General features: G+C 64.8%; 18 protein-coding genes and 2 riboswitches. Of the genes, 16 read left to right on the top strand and 2 right to left on the bottom strand.

Annotated features, from left to right (window positions below; translation table 11 throughout):
- Positions 1-15 precede the first annotated feature (15 nt).
- Both phaeop14_RS03705 and phaeop14_RS03700 read left to right on the top strand, forming a co-directional pair.
- Positions 16-393: a VOC family protein gene (locus phaeop14_RS03705; RefSeq protein ID WP_096788792.1), complete on the top strand. Its 378-nt coding sequence runs from the start codon at positions 16-18 to the stop codon at positions 391-393.
- Positions 394-395: 2 nt separating this feature from the next.
- A complete protein-coding gene (locus phaeop14_RS03700; RefSeq protein WP_096788791.1) occupies positions 396-803 on the top strand; it encodes a VOC family protein in 408 nt (135 codons plus the stop codon).
- Positions 804-900: 97 nt separating this feature from the next.
- Here phaeop14_RS03700 and cobO read toward each other — a convergent pair whose 3' ends face one another.
- On the bottom strand, positions 901-1,536 hold the full coding sequence (gene cobO, locus phaeop14_RS03695; RefSeq protein WP_024098039.1) for a cob(I)yrinic acid a,c-diamide adenosyltransferase: 636 nt from the start codon (positions 1,534-1,536) through the stop codon (positions 901-903).
- 50 nt (positions 1,537-1,586) lie between these two features.
- A riboswitch (cobalamin riboswitch) is annotated at positions 1,587-1,801 on the top strand.
- Between the two features lie 99 nt (positions 1,802-1,900).
- Between cobO and phaeop14_RS03690 the strand changes: the two genes are divergently transcribed.
- The 7 genes from phaeop14_RS03690 to cobJ all read left to right on the top strand — a co-directional run bounded on the left by phaeop14_RS03690 (position 1,901) and on the right by cobJ (position 10,055).
- Positions 1,901-2,302, top strand: a complete 402-nt coding sequence (locus phaeop14_RS03690) for a DUF1636 family protein (protein WP_040173764.1) — start codon at positions 1,901-1,903, stop codon at positions 2,300-2,302.
- Between the two features lie 4 nt (positions 2,303-2,306).
- Positions 2,307-3,389, top strand: coding sequence for a cobalamin biosynthesis protein CobW (cobW, locus tag phaeop14_RS03685; RefSeq protein WP_040173767.1), 1,083 nt, complete (start codon positions 2,307-2,309; stop codon positions 3,387-3,389).
- A gap of 143 nt (positions 3,390-3,532) precedes the next feature.
- Positions 3,533-6,778, top strand: a complete 3,246-nt coding sequence (gene cobN / locus phaeop14_RS03680; RefSeq protein ID WP_096788790.1) for a cobaltochelatase subunit CobN — start codon at positions 3,533-3,535, stop codon at positions 6,776-6,778.
- Positions 6,775-7,944, top strand: a complete 1,170-nt coding sequence (gene cobG / locus phaeop14_RS03675) for a precorrin-3B synthase (RefSeq protein ID WP_096788789.1) — start codon at positions 6,775-6,777, stop codon at positions 7,942-7,944. Before cobN ends, cobG begins: the two co-directional genes overlap by 4 nt.
- 1 nt (position 7,945) lies before the next feature.
- Positions 7,946-8,575 (top strand): precorrin-8X methylmutase, encoded by a 630-nt coding sequence (locus phaeop14_RS03670; RefSeq protein ID WP_096788788.1) that lies wholly within the window; start codon positions 7,946-7,948, stop codon positions 8,573-8,575.
- A gap of 2 nt (positions 8,576-8,577) precedes the next feature.
- Complete coding sequence (locus tag phaeop14_RS03665; RefSeq protein ID WP_167385670.1) at positions 8,578-9,294, top strand: precorrin-2 C(20)-methyltransferase; 717 nt, start codon at positions 8,578-8,580, stop codon at positions 9,292-9,294.
- Positions 9,291-10,055, top strand: coding sequence for a precorrin-3B C(17)-methyltransferase (cobJ, locus tag phaeop14_RS03660; protein WP_096788787.1), 765 nt, complete (start codon positions 9,291-9,293; stop codon positions 10,053-10,055). Before phaeop14_RS03665 ends, cobJ begins: the two co-directional genes overlap by 4 nt.
- Here the strand turns inward: cobJ and phaeop14_RS03655 are convergent.
- On the bottom strand, positions 10,037-10,780 hold the full coding sequence (locus phaeop14_RS03655) for a cobalt-precorrin-6A reductase (protein ID WP_096788786.1): 744 nt from the start codon (positions 10,778-10,780) through the stop codon (positions 10,037-10,039). The two genes, cobJ and phaeop14_RS03655, sit on opposite strands and share 19 nt — an antisense overlap.
- On the opposite strand from phaeop14_RS03655, the gene cbiE reads away from it, so the two are divergent.
- The 7 genes from cbiE (at position 10,779) to cobF (ending at position 17,176) form a co-directional block, all read left to right on the top strand.
- Entirely contained in the window at positions 10,779-11,978 is a 1,200-nt protein-coding gene (gene cbiE / locus phaeop14_RS03650) for a precorrin-6y C5,15-methyltransferase (decarboxylating) subunit CbiE (RefSeq protein WP_096788785.1), read from the top strand. The genes phaeop14_RS03655 and cbiE overlap by 2 nt on opposite strands.
- Positions 11,975-12,352: a cobalamin biosynthesis protein gene (locus tag phaeop14_RS03645; RefSeq protein ID WP_096788784.1), complete on the top strand. Its 378-nt coding sequence runs from the start codon at positions 11,975-11,977 to the stop codon at positions 12,350-12,352. The genes cbiE and phaeop14_RS03645 overlap by 4 nt, the downstream gene beginning before the upstream one ends.
- The gene (gene cobM, locus phaeop14_RS03640; protein ID WP_096788783.1) at positions 12,349-13,143 is read left to right on the top strand and encodes a precorrin-4 C(11)-methyltransferase; all 795 of its coding nucleotides are present in this window, start codon (positions 12,349-12,351) and stop codon (positions 13,141-13,143) included. Before phaeop14_RS03645 ends, cobM begins: the two co-directional genes overlap by 4 nt.
- Positions 13,136-14,455 carry a cobyrinic acid a,c-diamide synthase CobB gene (locus tag phaeop14_RS03635; RefSeq protein WP_096790216.1) on the top strand — a complete coding sequence of 440 codons (1,320 nt, stop codon included), beginning with the start codon at positions 13,136-13,138 and terminating at the stop codon, positions 14,453-14,455. The genes cobM and phaeop14_RS03635 overlap by 8 nt, the downstream gene beginning before the upstream one ends.
- Positions 14,452-15,216: a uroporphyrinogen-III C-methyltransferase gene (cobA, locus tag phaeop14_RS03630; RefSeq protein ID WP_096788782.1), complete on the top strand. Its 765-nt coding sequence runs from the start codon at positions 14,452-14,454 to the stop codon at positions 15,214-15,216. Before phaeop14_RS03635 ends, cobA begins: the two co-directional genes overlap by 4 nt.
- A gap of 201 nt (positions 15,217-15,417) precedes the next feature.
- Positions 15,418-15,634, top strand: a riboswitch (cobalamin riboswitch).
- A gap of 28 nt (positions 15,635-15,662) precedes the next feature.
- Positions 15,663-16,340 carry an energy-coupling factor ABC transporter permease gene (locus phaeop14_RS03625; RefSeq protein WP_040173788.1) on the top strand — a complete coding sequence of 226 codons (678 nt, stop codon included), beginning with the start codon at positions 15,663-15,665 and terminating at the stop codon, positions 16,338-16,340.
- A gap of 68 nt (positions 16,341-16,408) precedes the next feature.
- Positions 16,409-17,176 carry a precorrin-6A synthase (deacetylating) gene (gene cobF, locus phaeop14_RS03620; protein WP_096788781.1) on the top strand — a complete coding sequence of 256 codons (768 nt, stop codon included), beginning with the start codon at positions 16,409-16,411 and terminating at the stop codon, positions 17,174-17,176.
- The last annotated feature ends 39 nt before the right edge of the window (positions 17,177-17,215 follow it).

Genomic DNA, 17,215 nt, shown 5'->3' with positions numbered 1-17,215 from the left:
TCAAAAGGGAAGACCATGGCGCTTGTTTCAGTGGAAGACACCATCACAATCTCGTTTTCGGTCAAGGATCGCCACGCAACTGCGGATTGGTTCAAAACCATGCTTGGGTTTGACACGATCTACCACGCGGATGAGGCCGGTTGGTCGGAGCTGCAGACCAAGACATCCGGCGTCACAATCGGTCTGGGAGAACATACCAAACCCGCCCCCGGCAACTGCGTTCCCGTCTTCGGCATCGCAGATCTGGATACGGCGCGGCAGAAACTGGAACAGGCCAAGGTGAAATTTGACGGTGAAACCGATGTCGTCGAAGGCATGGTCAAAACAGCGACCTTCTATGATCCTGACGGCAACGCGATGATGCTGGCCGAAGATCTGACCGGTGGCTCATAACGATGCGCCGTGTCTGCACAACATCCCTCGCCCTGCTGCTTGCAGCTGGTGTCGCCTCCGCTGACCCTTTCAAGGAGATCACCGTCGGCGTTCCTGTGGCCTCGATCACCGATGCAGAAGCGTGGTATCTCACCCTATTTGGCCCTGAGGTTGAGGTGCTAAAGCCCGTTCCCGGCGTTGTCGAATTCAAGGTGGCGCCCGATACGTGGTATCAGATCTTCGAAACCGAAAATCCCCAGCCGTCCGGGACTGTCGTCCGATTTCTGGTGGAGGATATGGCCGCCTCTCAGGCCAAATGGGCTGACGCTGGCATTGATACCGGCGCCGCCATTCAAATTCCAGATGTCGTGACCTATTCAGAGTTTACCGACCCTGACGGGAACGCCCTCGGGCTTTATGACCTGCCGTAAGCGCTCAGAATTTCGCGACCAGTCAGACCGCGCAGTTTCGGCGGAACGCCCCCGCAATGGATAGCGGGGGCGCTCCATCTCAAATCGTCACAAGCGATCAGAATTCCACGCCCTTCTGGGCTTTGATGCCGTCACGGAAGGGGTGTTTGATCTGCCCCATCTCGGTGACCAGATCGGCGATTTCGATCAGCTCTTCCTTGGCGTTGCGGCCGGTCAGCACAACATGGGTCATCGGCGGTTTTTCGGTTTCCAGAAACTCCACCACATCGGCGATGTCGATATAGTCGTAGCGCAGGGCGATGTTGATCTCATCCAAGAGCACCATGGTATTGCGCTCGTCGCGGATCATCTCCTTGGCCTTTTCCCAGCCCTTTTGCGCGGCGGCAATATCGCGGGCCTTGTCCTGTGTTTCCCAGGTAAAGCCTTCGCCCATCGCGTAAAACTGGCACAAGTCGGAAAAATTCTCTTCAATCAGCGTGCGTTCTCCGGTCTGCCAGGCGCCCTTGATAAACTGCACCACGGCCGAGGGCATACCATGGGCGATGCAGCGCATGATCATGCCAAAGCCAGAGCTGGATTTGCCCTTGCCCGGGCCGGTGTGGACGATGATCAGCCCTTTCTCACCATCCTTGTTCTGCATCATGCGGTCGCGCGCGGCCTTCTTCTTGGCCATCTTCGCCGCGTGGCGTGCCGCTTCTGCTTCGGAAATGTCGGTCTCGGACTTATCGCTCATCGGGGCTCTCCTAGTGGTTCGCCCATGTCTTGACAAAGACAGGGGCAATGGCGCAAGGGGGTTTTGTTGGTTCCTGCCATTTGGCAGGCGAAGAGGGAATGTGACAGTTGGGCCATCCGGGCCAAACCAAGCACAGCCGCCCCCGCGACCGTGACCGGAGAGGTCTCCGATGCCACTGAGGAAACTCGGGAAGGCCGGATGACCGTCAAGGCCCCAGGCCTTGGCATCCGCAAGCCGGGAGACCTGCCAGCGCAAGAAACGCAACGGGCGGACGGGGTGTTCCGCGACCGGCAGGGATCCCCGCGCGACCTTCGCGCCCCCGCTGGCCCGCAGCCCCCTCGCTGAAACCAAGTGAAGGGCGCTCATGGCCGAGGTAACACTGACGATCTGCACCACCTGCCGTCGCGGCGAGGTGACCGACCCGGAGGCCCCGCGCCCCGGTGCGCAAATGCTGTCCGCCCTGCAGGCGGCCGACCTGCCCGAGGGTGTCAATGTGCGCGGTGTTGAATGCCTGTCGGCCTGCACCCGCGGTTGTTCCATGGTGCTGAGCGGCGGCGATGCCCGCTGGAGCTACATCTACGGCGATCTTGATCCCGACGAACATGTGCCCGACATCCTGACCGGCGCTGCCGCCTATGCCGCCACCACGGATGGTCTGGTGCCCTGGCGCGAACGCCCTGTGGTGTTCCGCAAGCAATCCATTGCCCGCATCCCGCCTGCACCTGTGGCGGCGCCTTCCACTCCCCCTTCGTTGTCCAAGGATTAACCCCATGAGCGACCTGAATAAAATCCCCGTCACCGTCATCACCGGCTTCCTTGGTGCGGGCAAAACCACCCTGATCCGCCATCTGATGCAGAACCCGCAGGGCAAACGTCTGGCCGTGGTCGTCAATGAATTTGGCACCGCCGGGGTGGACGGCGAAATCCTGAAATCCTGCGCCGATGAAAACTGCCCGGCAGAAAACATCATGGAGCTGGCCAATGGCTGTATCTGCTGCACCGTCGCCGATGATTTCATCCCGACCATCGAACAGCTGATGGACCTGCCGGAAAAACCCGATCACATCGTGATCGAGACCTCCGGTCTGGCGCTGCCGAAACCCCTGCTGAAGGCGTTTGACTGGCCCGCGATCCGCTCACGCATCACCGTCGATGGCGTGGTCGCACTGGCCGACGCCGAAGCCGTCGCCAAGGGCCAGTTCGCCACCGATCTGGAGGCCGTGCAGGCCCAGCGCGAGGCCGATGAAGGCATCGACCACGAAACCCCACTGTCGGAACTGTTCAAGGATCAGATCTCCTGCGCCGATATCATCCTGTTGTCCAAGGCTGATCTTGCCGGTGAGGACGGTCTGGACAAGGCCCGCAGCATGATCGAGGCGGAAGCGCCGCGCAAATTGCCGATCCTGTCGATGTCCGAAGGCGTGATCGACCCGCGCGTCATTCTGGGGCTTGAGGCCGCCGCCGAAGATGATCTGGACGCGCGCCCCTCGCATCACGAACACCACCATCATCACGACGATGATCATGACCACGATCACGACCACCATCATGATCATGACCACAGCCATGACGATTTTGATACAATCGTGGTCGAAATGGGCGAAGTCTCCGATCCGCAACTGTTGCAGGATGCCATCGTGAAACTCGCCCGCGAGCGCAATATCCTGCGCGTCAAAGGCTATGTTGCGGTGGAAGGAAAACCGATGCGGATGCTCGTTCAGGCCGTGGGTGAACGCCTGCGCGCGCAATATGATCAGCCCTGGGGCGCACAGGCGCGCAAGACCGTTCTCGTGGTCATCGCCGAGCATGACAATATCGACGCCGAGGCGATCCGCGCCGAGCTGGGGGCCTGAAGCTGATGCGCCAAGGCGAAACTTCAACAGTTTCGCCCGGCGGCAACGCCGGGCAGCGCCCGACCTCCCCCACGGGAGGGCGCTTCGCTTCCTCCCGAGGCCGGGCGCTGCCCTCCGCTCTTCTTTCTGAAAGGGCCTGACCTATGCATGTCGTCTTCCGCGAAAGCCACGGCCTTGACGAGAGTGATACCCCGCAGGACCTCGGGCAGACGCCTGCGGACCTTGTGGTGCTGTCGTTTTCCGACAGCGATCTCGGGGCCTTTGCGGCGGGCTGGCATCGCGGCAAGGACCGGCTGCCCACACTGCGGCTCGCCAATCTGGTGGCGCTGAAGCACCCGCTGTCGGTGGACGTCTACGCCGAGCAGACACTGGAGGGCGCCAAGGGCGTCCTCGTGCGTCTTATCGGCGGGGAAAGCTACTGGTCCTACGGGCTTGCCACCCTGCAGGATCTGGCCCGCCGCAAAGGCATCGCGCTGGCGATCCTGCCTGCGGACGGGCGCGAAGATCCGCGTCTGGATGAGCTGTCGACCCTGCCGGTTTCTACCCTGCGCCGTCTGCAGCATCTCTGCGACACCGGCGGCGCTGTCGCCGCACAGGCCGCATTGGCGCAGCTGTCGCTGGCGGCGGGGCTCTATGCCGGTCCGGTGGCAGGGCTGAAATCGGTGCCGCAATATGGCTATTACGACCCGGATCGCGGGGTGCTGGCAGATCTGCCTGCGTCGGAAAAACCGCTGGTTCTGGTCAGCTTCTATCGCTCCTATCTGACCGCCGCCGACACCGCGCCGGTGGATGCGCTGATCGGTGAGCTGCGCGGACGGGGCTACGCCGCCTATGGCGTCTTTGCCGCCAGCCTCAAGGCACCGGAGGCCGCCGACTGGCTGCGCAGCGCCCTGCCCGATCTGGCCCCGGCTGCGATCATCAACGCCACTGCATTCTCCGCGCAGGGCAGCGACGGCAGCGTCTCGCCGCTGTCGACCACCGGCTGCCCGGTGTTTCAGGTGGCCCTGTCGACCGCGCGGCGCAAAGACTGGGCTGAGGCCGATCGCGGCCTGTCCCCCGCCGATCTGGCGATGCATGTGGTGCTGCCCGAGGTGGACGGACGAATTTTTGCCGGGCTGGTCAGCTTCAAGGCGCCGGGCAAAAAAGACCCCGACCTGCAATATTCCCGTTTTGCCCATCGCGCCGATATGGACCGGGTAAAGGCCGCGGTGGACCGGATCGAAGGCTGGCTGCATCTGTCCCGCCTGCCCAATCCAGAGAAACGTCTGGCGCTGGTGCTGTCGACCTATCCGGGACGAGATCACAATCTGGCCCATGCGGTGGGTCTGGATGCGCTGGCTTCCTGCGATGAAATCCTGCGCGAGCTTTGGGATCAGGGGTATGCCGTGGAACCGCTGGAGAGCACCGGCTTGCGCCTGATGGAGGAAAGGCAGAGCGTCCCCCTCGCCGATTATCATGCGGCTTTGTCTGCCCTGCCGCAGGCGTTGCAGCAAACATTGACCGAGGCCTGGGGCCAGCCGGAAGACGATCCCGATTGCCATGAGGGGGCGTTTCATTTCAAGGCCTTGCACGCAGGCAACGCGCTGATCGCCCTGCAACCGGAGCGCGGCGAGGTGAAGACCCGCGTCGACGATTACCACGACCTCGACCGCACCCCGCGCCATGCCTATGTGGCGTTTTACATGTGGCTGCGGGCGCAGGCCGATGCCCTTGTGCACATCGGCGCCCATGGCACGCTGGAGTGGCTGCCGGGCAAATCCGTGGCGCTTTCGGCGGCCTGCTGGCCGGAGGTGCTGACCGGCCCGCTGCCGGTTGCCTATCCGTTTATCGTCAATGACCCCGGTGAGGCGGCCCAGGCCAAACGGCGCATCGGGGCCGTCACCCTCGGCCATCTGCCACCGCCGCTGGCGCAGACCAATCTGCCCGACGGCATGGCGCGGCTCGAAAGCCTGCTCGATGAATATTCCACCGCCGACGGTCTGGACCCCGCCCGCCGCGACCGGCTGATCGATGACATCCGCGCCGAGGCACAGGGCACCGGTGTGGAAGCGGATCTGGGCCTCACCCCGGACAGCTGCGCCGCCGAGGCGATCACCCGGATCGACGCCTTTGTCTGCGACATCAAGGAAAGCCAATATGGCGAGGGGCTGCATATCTTTGGCACCGGCCAATGTGGGGTGAACGAACGCGCCGGTCTGATCGCGGCCCTCAATGGCCAGATGGTCGCCCCCGGCCCCTCTGGATCACCCTTCCGGGGCCGCGCAGATGTGATCCCGACCGGGCGCAACCTCTTTACCACGGATCCCCGCGCGGTGCCCTCGCGGGCCGCGCATGCCCAAGGCGTCAAACTGGCGGAAGAGCTGCTGCGCCGCCACCTTCAGGACCACGGCGACTGGCCCAAAGGGCTGGTGATTGATCTCTGGGGCTCTGCCACCATGCGCACCGCCGGTGAGGAGTTTGCCATGGCGCTGCATCTTGCCGGGCTGGCTCCCAAATGGGACGAAGGTTCTGAACGCGTCTCCGGGTTTGAGGTACTGCCGCTCACGATGCTGAACCGTCCGCGCATCGATGTGACGCTCCGGGTGTCGGGCCTGTTTCGCGATGTCTTCCCCGGCCTTGCCCAGATGTTCGAGGCCGCCGCAGGCGCGCTGGCCGCCCGCGAAGAGAGCGGCGCAGACAACCCCTATCTGACCGAAACACCCCGCGTCTTTGGCCCAAAACCGGGCCAATACGGCCTGTCCATGACCCCGCATCTGGACGATTACACCGACGAAGCCCGGCAGGCCGCGGGCGAGGCCTGGCTCAATGCATCTTCGCACGCAATCGACGCCAAAGGCGATATCCACGATGCCCGCGAGGCGCTGGAGGCCCGGCTGCAAACCACGGACAGTTTCGTACATCTTCAGGACCTGCCGGAAACCGATCTGCTGGTGGCCTCGGATTATGCCGCCCATGAGGCGGGATTTGCCGCTGCCATGGCGCGGATCGGCCAAGAGGCACCGGCGCTCTACCACATGGACGCAACCCGCCCCGACAAACCGCAGGCGCGCAGCTTGGGCGAGGAGATCGCCCGCGTCACCCGCGCCCGCGCCGCAAATCCCGACTGGGCCACCTCGATGATGAACCACGGCTTTCGCGGCGCGGCTGAGGTGGCAGCGACGCTGGATCACATGGCCGCCTTCGCGCATCTGGCGCAGGTGGTGCAGCCGCATCTCTTTGATCTCTACTTCGAGGCCACTTTGGGCCGCGAGGATCTGGTTGAGTTCATGAGCCGCGAAAACCCCGACGCCCTTGCCGCCATGCGCGACCGCTTCCGCGCCTTGCACGATGCAGGTCTCTGGAGCACCCGGCGCAACTCGATCATGGCCGAACTGGAGGGGGCGGTGTGAGCGCCGCCGCCACACCCAAAGTCTATGGCTGGTGCCCCGGTGCGCTGCGCCCGATGATGTCGGGTGACGGGCTGGTGGTGCGGGTGCGCGCGCCTTTGGGGCAGCTCAGCCCGGCACAGGCGCGGGGTCTGGCCACTCTCTCGCAGGCGCATGGCTCGGGTCTGGTTGATATTTCGGCGCGCGCCAACCTGCAGCTGCGCGGCATCCGTGAAGAGGCCCACGCGGCACTGATCGCCGGGTTGCGTGATCTCGATCTGCTGGATGAGGACGCGGGTGCCGAGGCGCGGCGCAATATCACCCTGACGCCCTTCTGGCAGGCGGGGGATGTAAGCCACCAGATTGCGCTGGATCTGGCCGCCGCGCTGACAGAGGCGACGGATCTGAAGTTGCCCGGAAAATTCGGCTTCGCGGTGGATTGCGGCGCGGCTCCGGTCCTGACTGATACCGCTGCCGATATCCGTATTGAGCGCGGCCCGGACGGGCTGCTCCTGCGGGCCGATGGGGCAGACACCGGCCTGCCAGTGACGGCAGAAGCAGCCGCTGGCGAGGCGCTCGCCCTGGCCCGCTGGTTTCTCGATCAGGGCGGCGCGACTGAGGGACGTGGCAGAATGCACCAGTTGATGGCGCGCCGCGCGCCCCCCGCAGCGCATGCCGCCCCCGCCCCCGGCGCAACGCGGCTTGCACCACAGCGACCGGGTGCAACCGCCTTTGGCCTGTTGGTGGCGCTGGAATTCGGCCAGATGCCTGCCCACACGCTGGCCAAACTTGCCGGTCACGGCGTGCTGCGGCTGACCCCCTGGCGGATGCTGCTGGTGGAAGGCATCGACAGCCTGCCGCCCCTGCCCGGCCTGATCCTGGACGCCACGGATCCCCGCCTGCGTGTGAGCGCCTGCACCGGCGCGCCCGGCTGCCCGCAGGCGCGCGCGGTGACGCGCGATCTGGCCCGCGATCTGGCCGCTGCGGTCCCTGCGGGTCAACACCTGCATATTTCCGGCTGCACCAAGGGCTGCGCCCATCCCCGCCCGGCCGATCTGGTCCTGACGGCCACCGGCGCGGATACATTCGACCTGATCTGCAATGGCACTGCCGCCGATCACCCGCTAAACACCTCCCTGAGCGCCGCCGCGTTGCGCGCCACTCCCGACCTACTGACAGAGGGCAGCTGACATGCTCCACACCTATGAGACCAACGGCGCCGCGATCTATGCCGAAAGCTTTGCCACCATTCGCCGCGAGGCCGATCTGGCGCGCTTCAACAAGGACGAGGAAAGCGTCGTCGTGCGCATGATCCACGCCGCCGGTATGGTGGGGCTGGAAGAGTACGTGCGGTTTTCCGATGGCATGGCCGAGACCGCCCGCGCAGCGCTTGCCAACGGCGCGCCGATCCTGTGTGACGCCTATATGGTGAGCGAAGGCATCACCCGCCCGCGCCTGCCTGTGGACAACGAGGTGATCTGCACCCTGCGCGACCCGAAAGTGCCGGATATGGCCAAGGAAATGTCCAACACCCGTTCGGCAGCGGCGCTGGAGCTGTGGCGCCCGAAACTGGAAGGCGCTGTCGTGGCTATCGGCAACGCCCCCACCGCGCTGTTCCACCTGCTGAATATGCTGCAAGACCCCGCGTGCCCCCGCCCCGCCGCCATCATCGGTTGCCCGGTGGGTTTTGTCGGCGCGATGGAATCCAAGGACGCGCTGATGGAAGACCTGCCGGTACCGTCGATGATCGTGAAGGGCCGTCTGGGTGGCTCCGCCATCACGGTGGCTGCGGTCAACGCGCTGGCGAGCTGGAAAGAATAACCATGGGTACTGTCTTCTGCGCAGGGCTCGGCCCCGGTGATCCCGATTTGATGAGCGTGCGGTCGCACCGGATGATCACAGGCGCGCGTCACATCGCCTATTTCCGCAAGGCCGGCCGCAAGGGCCAGGCCCGCGCGATCGTGGACGGGATGCTGGCCGAGGACGTCACCGAACACGCGATGGAATATCCGGTCACGACCGAGATCCATTTCTCGGACCCCGAGTACAACCGGGTGCTGGCGGAATTCTATGACCAGTGGGCCGATACCCTGGCCGAGATCGCCAAGGATGAGGACGTGGTGGTGCTCTGCGAAGGCGACCCGTTCCTTTATGGCTCCTACATGCACCTTTATACCCGCCTGCAGGGCCGTGCGGAGCAGGAGATCATTCCGGGCATCACCGGCATGTCCGGCTGCTGGACCGCCTCCGGCCAGCCGATCACCTGGGGGGACGATGTTCTGACCGTGGCCATGGCCACCCTCAGCGAGGATGAGCTGGCCAAACGCGCAGCGGAAACCGACGCGCTGGTCGTCATGAAGATCGGCCGCAACCTGCCCAAGCTGCGCCGCGCGCTGGAACGCGCGGGCCGCGCCGATGACGCATGGCTCGTGGAACGCGGCACCATGCCGGGGCAGAGCGTGCAGAAACTGTCGGAGATCGAGGGCGAGGTGCCTTACTTCTCCATCGTATTGGTGCACGGACAGGGGCGTCGGCCATGAGCAACACAGGAAATGGCTGGGTGGTGATTGCCGGCCTCGGCCCCGGAAGCGACGCGCTGGTGACGCAGGAAGTCCGCGACGTGATTGACGAAGCTACTGATATCGTTGGCTATATTCCCTATGTCAAACGCATCGCGCCGCGTGAGGGGCTGACCCTGCACGCCAGCGACAACCGGGTCGAGGTCGACCGCGCCGCCCATGCGCTGGAAATGGCCGCCGCCGGCAAGCGGGTTGTGGTGGTCTCCTCGGGTGATCCCGGCGTGTTTGCCATGGCCTCTGCCGTGTTCGAAGCGCTTGAAAACAATGCCGAAACCCATCCCGAATGGCTGGATCTGGAGATCAAGGTACTACCCGGCATCACCGCGATGCTGGCCGCTGCTGCCGCCATCGGCGCGCCGCTAGGGCATGATTTTGCCGCCATCAATCTCAGCGACAACCTGAAACCCTGGAGCCTCATTGAAAAGCGCCTGCAGCTGGTGGGCGAGGCCGGGCTGGCGATGGCGTTTTACAACCCGCGCTCCAAGTCGCGGCCGCATCAGTTTGCCCGTGCTTTGGACATCCTGCGGGAGGCCTGCGGCCGGGACACGCTGATCACCTTTGCCCGTGACGTGACCAAGCCGGGACAAGAGCTGCTGACCCTGCCGCTGAAGGACGCAACGCCTGAGATGGCCGATATGCGCACCGTGGTGATTGTTGGCAACCGCGACACGCGGCGCATTGGCAATTACGTCTACACCCCCCGCTACGCTGCCGAAGGATGAGCAATCCAGGCCATAACCTCTGCCACGCTGCCCAGGACGGGCCGCTCGGGCACCTTGGGTCTGCCGATCATGATGACCGGCAGGCCGAGCGTGCGCGCGGCAGTGAGTTTGGCCGCGGCACCAGTTCCGCCGGCGTTCTTGGCCACCACATGGGTGATGCCGTGGCGCCGCATCAGGGCGGTGTCACCCGCGATGTCAAACGGGCCACGGGCGATTTCGACCGTGGCGTGCGGCAAAGGCAGAGGGGCCTCGGGTTTGTCCACCAGCCGCAAGAGGTAGTGGTGCTGGGGCTTGGCGGCGAATTGGGCGAGGTTCTGTTTGCCGATGGCCAGGAACACCCGTGCGGGGGCCTCGGGCAGAGCGTCCACCGCGCCTTCAATGCTGTCCGCGTGAACCCATTGGTCGCCTTCGCCCGCCTGCCAGGCCGGGCGTTCAAAGGCGCAGATCGGCACCCCCACCGACTTGCAGGCCTGCACCGCGTTGGTGCTCATCTGCGCGGCAAACGGGTGGGTCGCATCGATCACATGGGTGATGGCTTCGGCCAGCAGATAGGCCGCCAGTCCGTCCACACCGCCAAAGCCGCCCACACGGGTTGGCAGCGGCTGGCGGACCGGCTTGGCGGTGCGGCCAGCGTAGGAAAACACCGCATCTGCGCCCGCCTCGGCCAGGGTTTTGGCCAGGTTGGAGGCCTCGGTGGTGCCGCCCAGAAGAAGGATGCGTGTCATGTCTGATGGCCTTTCCAAACACTGGCTCACAATCATTGGTCTGGGCGAAAATGGACTGGAAGGCCTGAGTGATGCAAGCCGGAAGGCGCTGGTGGAGGCCGAGGTTATTTTCGGCGGGCCCCGGCATCTGGAATTGGCTGGTGCTGGCGGCAAGGGGCAGCCCTGGCCGGTGCCGTTTTCCACTGAACCGGTGCTGGCGATGCGCGGGCGGCGCGTAGTGGTTTTGGCCTCAGGTGATCCGTTCTGGCACGGCGCGGGCGGCTCGCTGATGCGGGATCTTGAAGCGGGTGAATGGGTGTCGCACCCGGCGCCCGCGTGTTTTGCGCTGGCGGCGAACCGGCTGGGCTGGAAGCTGGAGGAGGTTCTTTGCCTTGGCCTGCATGCAGCCCCCTATGCGCGGCTGCGACCACTGTTGGGCAAGGGTGTGCGGGTGATCTGCACCCTGCGGGACGGGGCGGCACCGGCAGAGCTGGCGGAATGGCTGACCGCTGAAGGGTTCGGAGCGTCAAGACTGACCGTGATGGAATGCCTTGGCGGGCCGCGTCAGAGGGTGCGGTCTTCAGCGGCACAAGATTTTGACCTGCAAGACATTCAGGCCCCTGTTGCCGTGGCGGTTGAGGCAGCGGGCCGCAAGGGTCTGCCGCAGGCGTCCGGGCTGGCGGATGATCTCTTTGCCAGCGACGGGCAGATCACCAAGCGGCCGATTCGGGCACTGACCTTGTCGGCCCTGGCACCGCGCATGGGCGAGCTGCTGTGGGATATCGGCGGCGGCTCTGGTTCAATCTCTGTCGAGTGGTGTCTGGCGGCACAGGGGGCGCAGGCCGTCACGTTCGAGCCGCGCGAGAGTCGGCTGGCAAACATCCGCGCCAATGCGGCAGCCTTCGGGCTGGACCACCGGATGCAGGCCGTGCTGGGCAAAGCGCCCGATGTGCTGAAGGACCAGCCGCTGCCCGATTGTGTATTTATCGGCGGTGGCGGCTCGCAGGCGCTGCTGGACCACCTGTGGGACATCCTACCCGAGGGCACGCGGCTGGTGGCCAATGGCGTCACCCTGGAAACAGAAACCCTGCTGATGCAGGCCCATGCGACGTATGGCGGACACCTGCTGAAGGCAGAGATCGCCGAAGCCGGACCCCTGGGCTCCATGCGCGACTGGCGGCGCGCGCGGCCTGTCATTCAGTGGAGCGTCACGCGATGAAAGTGGCAGGGATCGGATTTCGAGCCTCTGCAACGGCGGCGGATTTGCAGGCGGCTTTGGCGCTGACTGGCCAGCGTGTGGATGCGCTGGCCTCTGTCGCGGAAAAGGCTGCAGCGCCTGCCATGCAGGACTTTGCGCGCAGCATCGGCCTGCCGGTGATTGCGCTGCCGGAACAGGATATTGCCGGGGAGCAGACCTTGACCTGCTCGCCCCGGATCAAGGCGCGGTTCGGCACTGGGTCGCTGGCGGAAGCCGCGGCGCTGGCGGGCGCGCGCCATGGGACACCGGGGGCGCGGGCGCGTCTTCTGGCCCCGAGAGTTGTCACCGCGGATGGGCTTGCCACCGCGGCCATAGCAGAAAGACTTGAGCCATGACCGTTCACTTCATTGGCGCCGGACCGGGCGCTGCCGACCTTCTGACCCTGCGCGGGCGCGACATCATCGCGTCCTGCCCGGTGTGCCTCTATGCCGGTTCGCTAGTGCCGGAGGAAATCCTGAGCCACTGCCCGGCGGATGCCAAGATTATCAACACGGCGGCGATGGATCTGGAGGCCATCGTGGGTGAGATCAAGGCGGCGCATGAGGCTGGTCAGGACGTCGCCCGCCTGCATTCGGGCGATCTGTCAGTGTGGTCGGCGATGGGCGAGCAGCTGCGCCGCCTGAAAGCCGAGGGCATTCCGGTATCAGTCACCCCCGGGGTGCCGTCCTTTGCCGCTGCTGCGGCGGCGCTGGGGACCGAGCTGACCCTGCCCGGCCTTGGCCAGTCGGTAGTGCTGACCCGTACGCCGGGGCGGGCGTCCTCAATGCCGGAAGGTGAATCGCTGGAGAATTTTGCCAAGACCGGCGCCACGCTGGCGATCCATCTGTCTATCGGCAATCTGGATCATGTGGTCGAGAGCCTCACGCCCCATTATGGCGCAGATTGCCCGGTGGCGGTGGTGTACCGCGCCAGCTGGCCGGATCAGCAGATCCACCGCGCCACGCTGGAGACACTCAAGGACTCGCTGGACGAGAAGATCTCCCGCACGGCGCTCATTCTGGTGGGGCCGGTGCTGAAGGGCGAAGGCTTTGACGAAAGCTGCCTCTACTCTGCCGATTACGACCGCCGCTACCGGCCGCAAAGCGCCGACAGCCCATGGTCCAGCTGGAGCCATGGCGATGACTGATATGACCCCTCCCGGACTGATGATTTCCGCGCCCTCCTCGGGCACCGGCAAAACCACCGTGATGCTGGGCCTGCTGCGGGCGCTCGCTGAGGATGGCCTTGTGGTGCAGCCCTACAAGAGCGGGCCGGATTACATCGACCCGGCGTTTCATCTGGCAGCAGCGAAACGGCCCAGTTTCAACCTCGACACCTGGGCGATGGACGCAGGCCTCTTGGATGCGGTCACCGGACAGGCGGCAGGCGCGGAAATCTGCATCGGCGAAGGCTCCATGGGGCTGTATGACGGGGTAGCGACACGCGGGCAGTCGGGCTTTGGTTCCTCTGCCGAGACCGCCAAGCGCATGGGCTGGCCGGTCGTGCTGGTGGTTGATGTGGGCGGTCAGGCGCAATCGGCGGCGGCCACGGCGCTGGGGTTCAAGAACTATGATCCTGACCTGCCTTTTGCCGGGGTCATTCTGAACCGGGTTGCCAGCCCGCGGCATGAGCGGCTGACGCGATTGGGCATGGAGAAGGCCGGGATCAAGGTGCTGGGTTCCCTGCCCCGGCGTGGCGATCTGGCGCTGCCAGAGCGGCATCTGGGCCTCATTCAGGCGGTGGAACATCCGGATCTGGAAGCCGCGATTGCAGGCTATGCGTCCTTCCTGCGTGAGCATGTGGATATGGAGGCGATCAAATCGGCGGCACTGTCGGGGGCGGCCCCTGCGGCTGCCAGCTTGCCCACGCCGCCCGCCCAGCGGATTGCACTGGCGCGGGATGCGGCGTTTTCCTTCACCTATCCGCATCTTCTGACCGGCTGGCGCGCGGCGGGGGCAGAGATCCTGCCGTTCTCGCCGCTGGCGGATGAGGCCCCGGCGGCGGACGCCGATCTGGTCTGGCTGCCCGGTGGCTACCCTGAGCTGCATGGCGGCACGCTGGCGGCGGCGGAGACCTTCCGCGCGGGCGTTCGCAAACATGCCGAGACCAAGCCGGTGCATGGTGAGTGCGGCGGCTATATGGCGCTGGGGGAGGCACTGATCGACAAGGCGGGCACCCGCCACCAGATGCTGGGGCTGCTGGGCCTCGTGACCTCTTACGAGAAGCGCAAATTCCACCTCGGCTACCGCCGCGCCATTCTGCAGGCGGGGATGCCCGGCTTTGAGGCAGGCACGGCGTTGCGCGGGCATGAATTCCATTATTCCACCATTCTGGAAGAACCCGACGCGCCGCTGGCCAATGTCATGGACGCTGACGGCAACCCGGTGCCAGAGACTGGTTCCATCAAGGGCCATGTCACCGGCACCTTCTTCCATCTGATCACCGGAGAGCAGGGATGAGCGGCTTTGTCTCCTTTGTGTCCTCTGGCCCCGGCGATCCGGAGCTGCTGACCGTGAAGGCGGTGAAGCGGCTGGAGGCGGCGGATGCGGTGCTGTTTGACGATCTGTCCTCCGGGCCGATCCTGACACATGCCCGCGCGGACGCCGATCTGGTGGGCGTGGGCAAACGGGCGGGCCGCCCCTCCCCCAAGCAGGACCATGTGAGCCGGCTGCTGGTCGATTACGCCCAGAGTGGCCTGCATGTGGTGCGGCTGAAATCCGGGGATTCCGGTGTGTTTGGCCGGTTGGAAGAAGAGATCACCGCGCTGCGGCAGGCCGGGATCGGGTTTGAGATTGTGCCCGGCGTCACGGCCGCCTCGGCGGCGGCGGCGGCGGCGAACATCCCGCTGACCCGGCGCATGACGGCGCGGCGGCTGCAGTTCATTACCGGCCATGACGTCACCGGTGGCCTGCCGGACAATCTGAATATGGCCGCCCTTGCCGATGGTGAGGCCACAACGGTTGTCTACATGGGCAAGAGCACCTTTGCGGCGCTGGCGGAAAAGCTGATGGAGGCGGGGTTGCCGCCCCAGACACATGCGCTGGTGGCGCTGGGGGTGTCGACACCGGAGCAGGAGCTGCATTGCCATACAGTGGGGGATCTGCCGGCCGCATTGCGGGCGATGCGGACCACCGCGCCGGTGCTGATCCTCTATGGCCCGCTGGCAGATCAGCCCGCAGATCCGGCCCACGCCGGGTTGGGTGCCCCCGAGACCGGCTGATCCGCATCAGGCGGTCGGCCGCGATACGCGTCAGACCCTCTGCTCGCCTGTGCGGGTGCTGCGCCCTCTGTGATGCTCCTGTCTGCGCTGTGCGGATGGGATGTCCTGCTGTGGTGCGCGCAGGGTCCCGCTGACCCAAGGGCGCGTCGCTAACATCTCTTGCGGAGCCGGATTCAAACTTGACCGAGTCAGGCGCCAGCGGGCACATAGGCGGCATATGGTGTTCCAACGGCGCTAAGCGTCAGGACTGAAACGGGAATGAGGAACGGTGGACCCAATCGCGGCACCGAAGCCTCAACCGCCCCCGCGACTGTGAGCGGCGAGCAGCTTTCCAACACCCACTGGCCAACGGGCTGGGAAGGGGGAGAGCAAGCAGCGACCCGCGAGTCAGGAGACCGGCCATGCCACATAATCAACCCGTCGGGTGAGACGGAGAGGAGACAGTAATGCATATCGAACCAGGCATCGTTGATGCCACCAAAATCGGCTTGTCTTATGCCACCGCAGCTGGCGCTGCGACTTATGCCGCCAAGGAAACCTTTGCGGACCTGAAAAAGACCAATATCGTATCCTATGCCCTGCGCGCCATGATCGCGACCGTGGGCGTGTTCCTGTTTTTCGAGGTGCTGCCGCATTTCCCGGTTGGCGTCTCAGAGGTGCATTTCATTCTCGGCTCGACGCTGTTCCTGATCCTAGGGGCCGCGCCTGCGGCCTTTGGTTTGGCGGCGGGTCTGCTGATCCAGGGCGTGTTCTTTGCGCCGTTTGATCTGCCGATGTATTTCATCAATCTGACCACCCTCTTGGTGCCACTGTTTGCCCTGCAAGCGCTGGCCGCCCGTATCATCGCGCCGGGCACCGCCTATGTCGACCTCAAGTACAGCCAAGCGCTGGCGCTGAGCACCGCTTATCAGGGCGGCGTGGTGGCCTGGGTGGCATTCTGGGCCTTCTACGGTCAGGGGTTTGGTGGCGAAACGGTAACTTCCGTGCTGACCTTTGGTGGTGCCTATATGCTGGTGGTGCTGATTGAGCCGATTGCCGATCTGGCGGTTCTGGCCGGTGCAAAGGCCCTGCGTGGTCTCAACGGCAGCGCGCTGGTGACACCGCGTCTTTACAACAACGCCTGATCCTTGGCACATGACTGAACCGGCACGGCCCCGCCTTCGGGGCCGTGTCTTTATTTGAAAGGGCCGCAATGATTGACCTTACCCTGATTGGCATCGGCACCGGCAACCCGCAGCATCTGACCTTGCAGGCGGTGGAGGCGCTGAATGCGCAGGATCTGATCCTGATCCCCAATAAGGGCGCCGGGAAGGATGATCTGGCGGGGTTGCGCCAAGCCATCTGCGCCGCAGCGATCCGCGAGGGCGACCCGGACCACCCCGCGCCCCGCATCGTGGAATTCGACCTACCGGTGCGGAATGAGGCGACGCAGGATTATCGTCAGCGGGTCGATGACTGGCATGACGCGATTGCTGAGATCTGGTGGCAGACGATCACCGCCCACCTGCCGGAAGGTGGCGCGGTTGGGTTTCTGGTCTGGGGGGATCCGTCGCTTTATGACAGCACGATGCGCATTGCTGACCGGCTAAAGACGAGGGCCAAGATTGCCCTGCGCGTCATTCCCGGCATCACCTCCATTCAGGCGCTGACGGCGGCGCATGCGATCCCGATCAATACCATCAACGGCCCCTTCACCATCACCACCGGGCGGCAGCTGCGCGATGCGGGCTGGCCGGAGGGGACCGAGACGCTGGTGGTGATGCTGGATGGCGCCTGTTCGTTCCGCTCGCTTGATCCCGCAGGCCTCCAGATCTGGTGGACGGCCTATGCCGGTATGGAAAACGAGATTTCGATCTCCGGCGGGTTGGAAGAGGTCAGCGATCAGATCATCGAGACCCGCGCAAAGGCACGCACGGATCATGGCTGGATCATGGATATCTATCTGCTGCGGCGGGACTAAGAGCTACTGAGCAGATGCCCAGTCTTGCCCGTGGCAATG

This window comes from Phaeobacter piscinae (assembly GCF_002407245.1).
Lineage (GTDB): Bacteria > Pseudomonadota > Alphaproteobacteria > Rhodobacterales > Rhodobacteraceae > Phaeobacter > Phaeobacter piscinae.
Note: the sequence above shows the minus strand (reverse complement) of the source record. Positions and strands in the feature narration are given on the sequence as shown.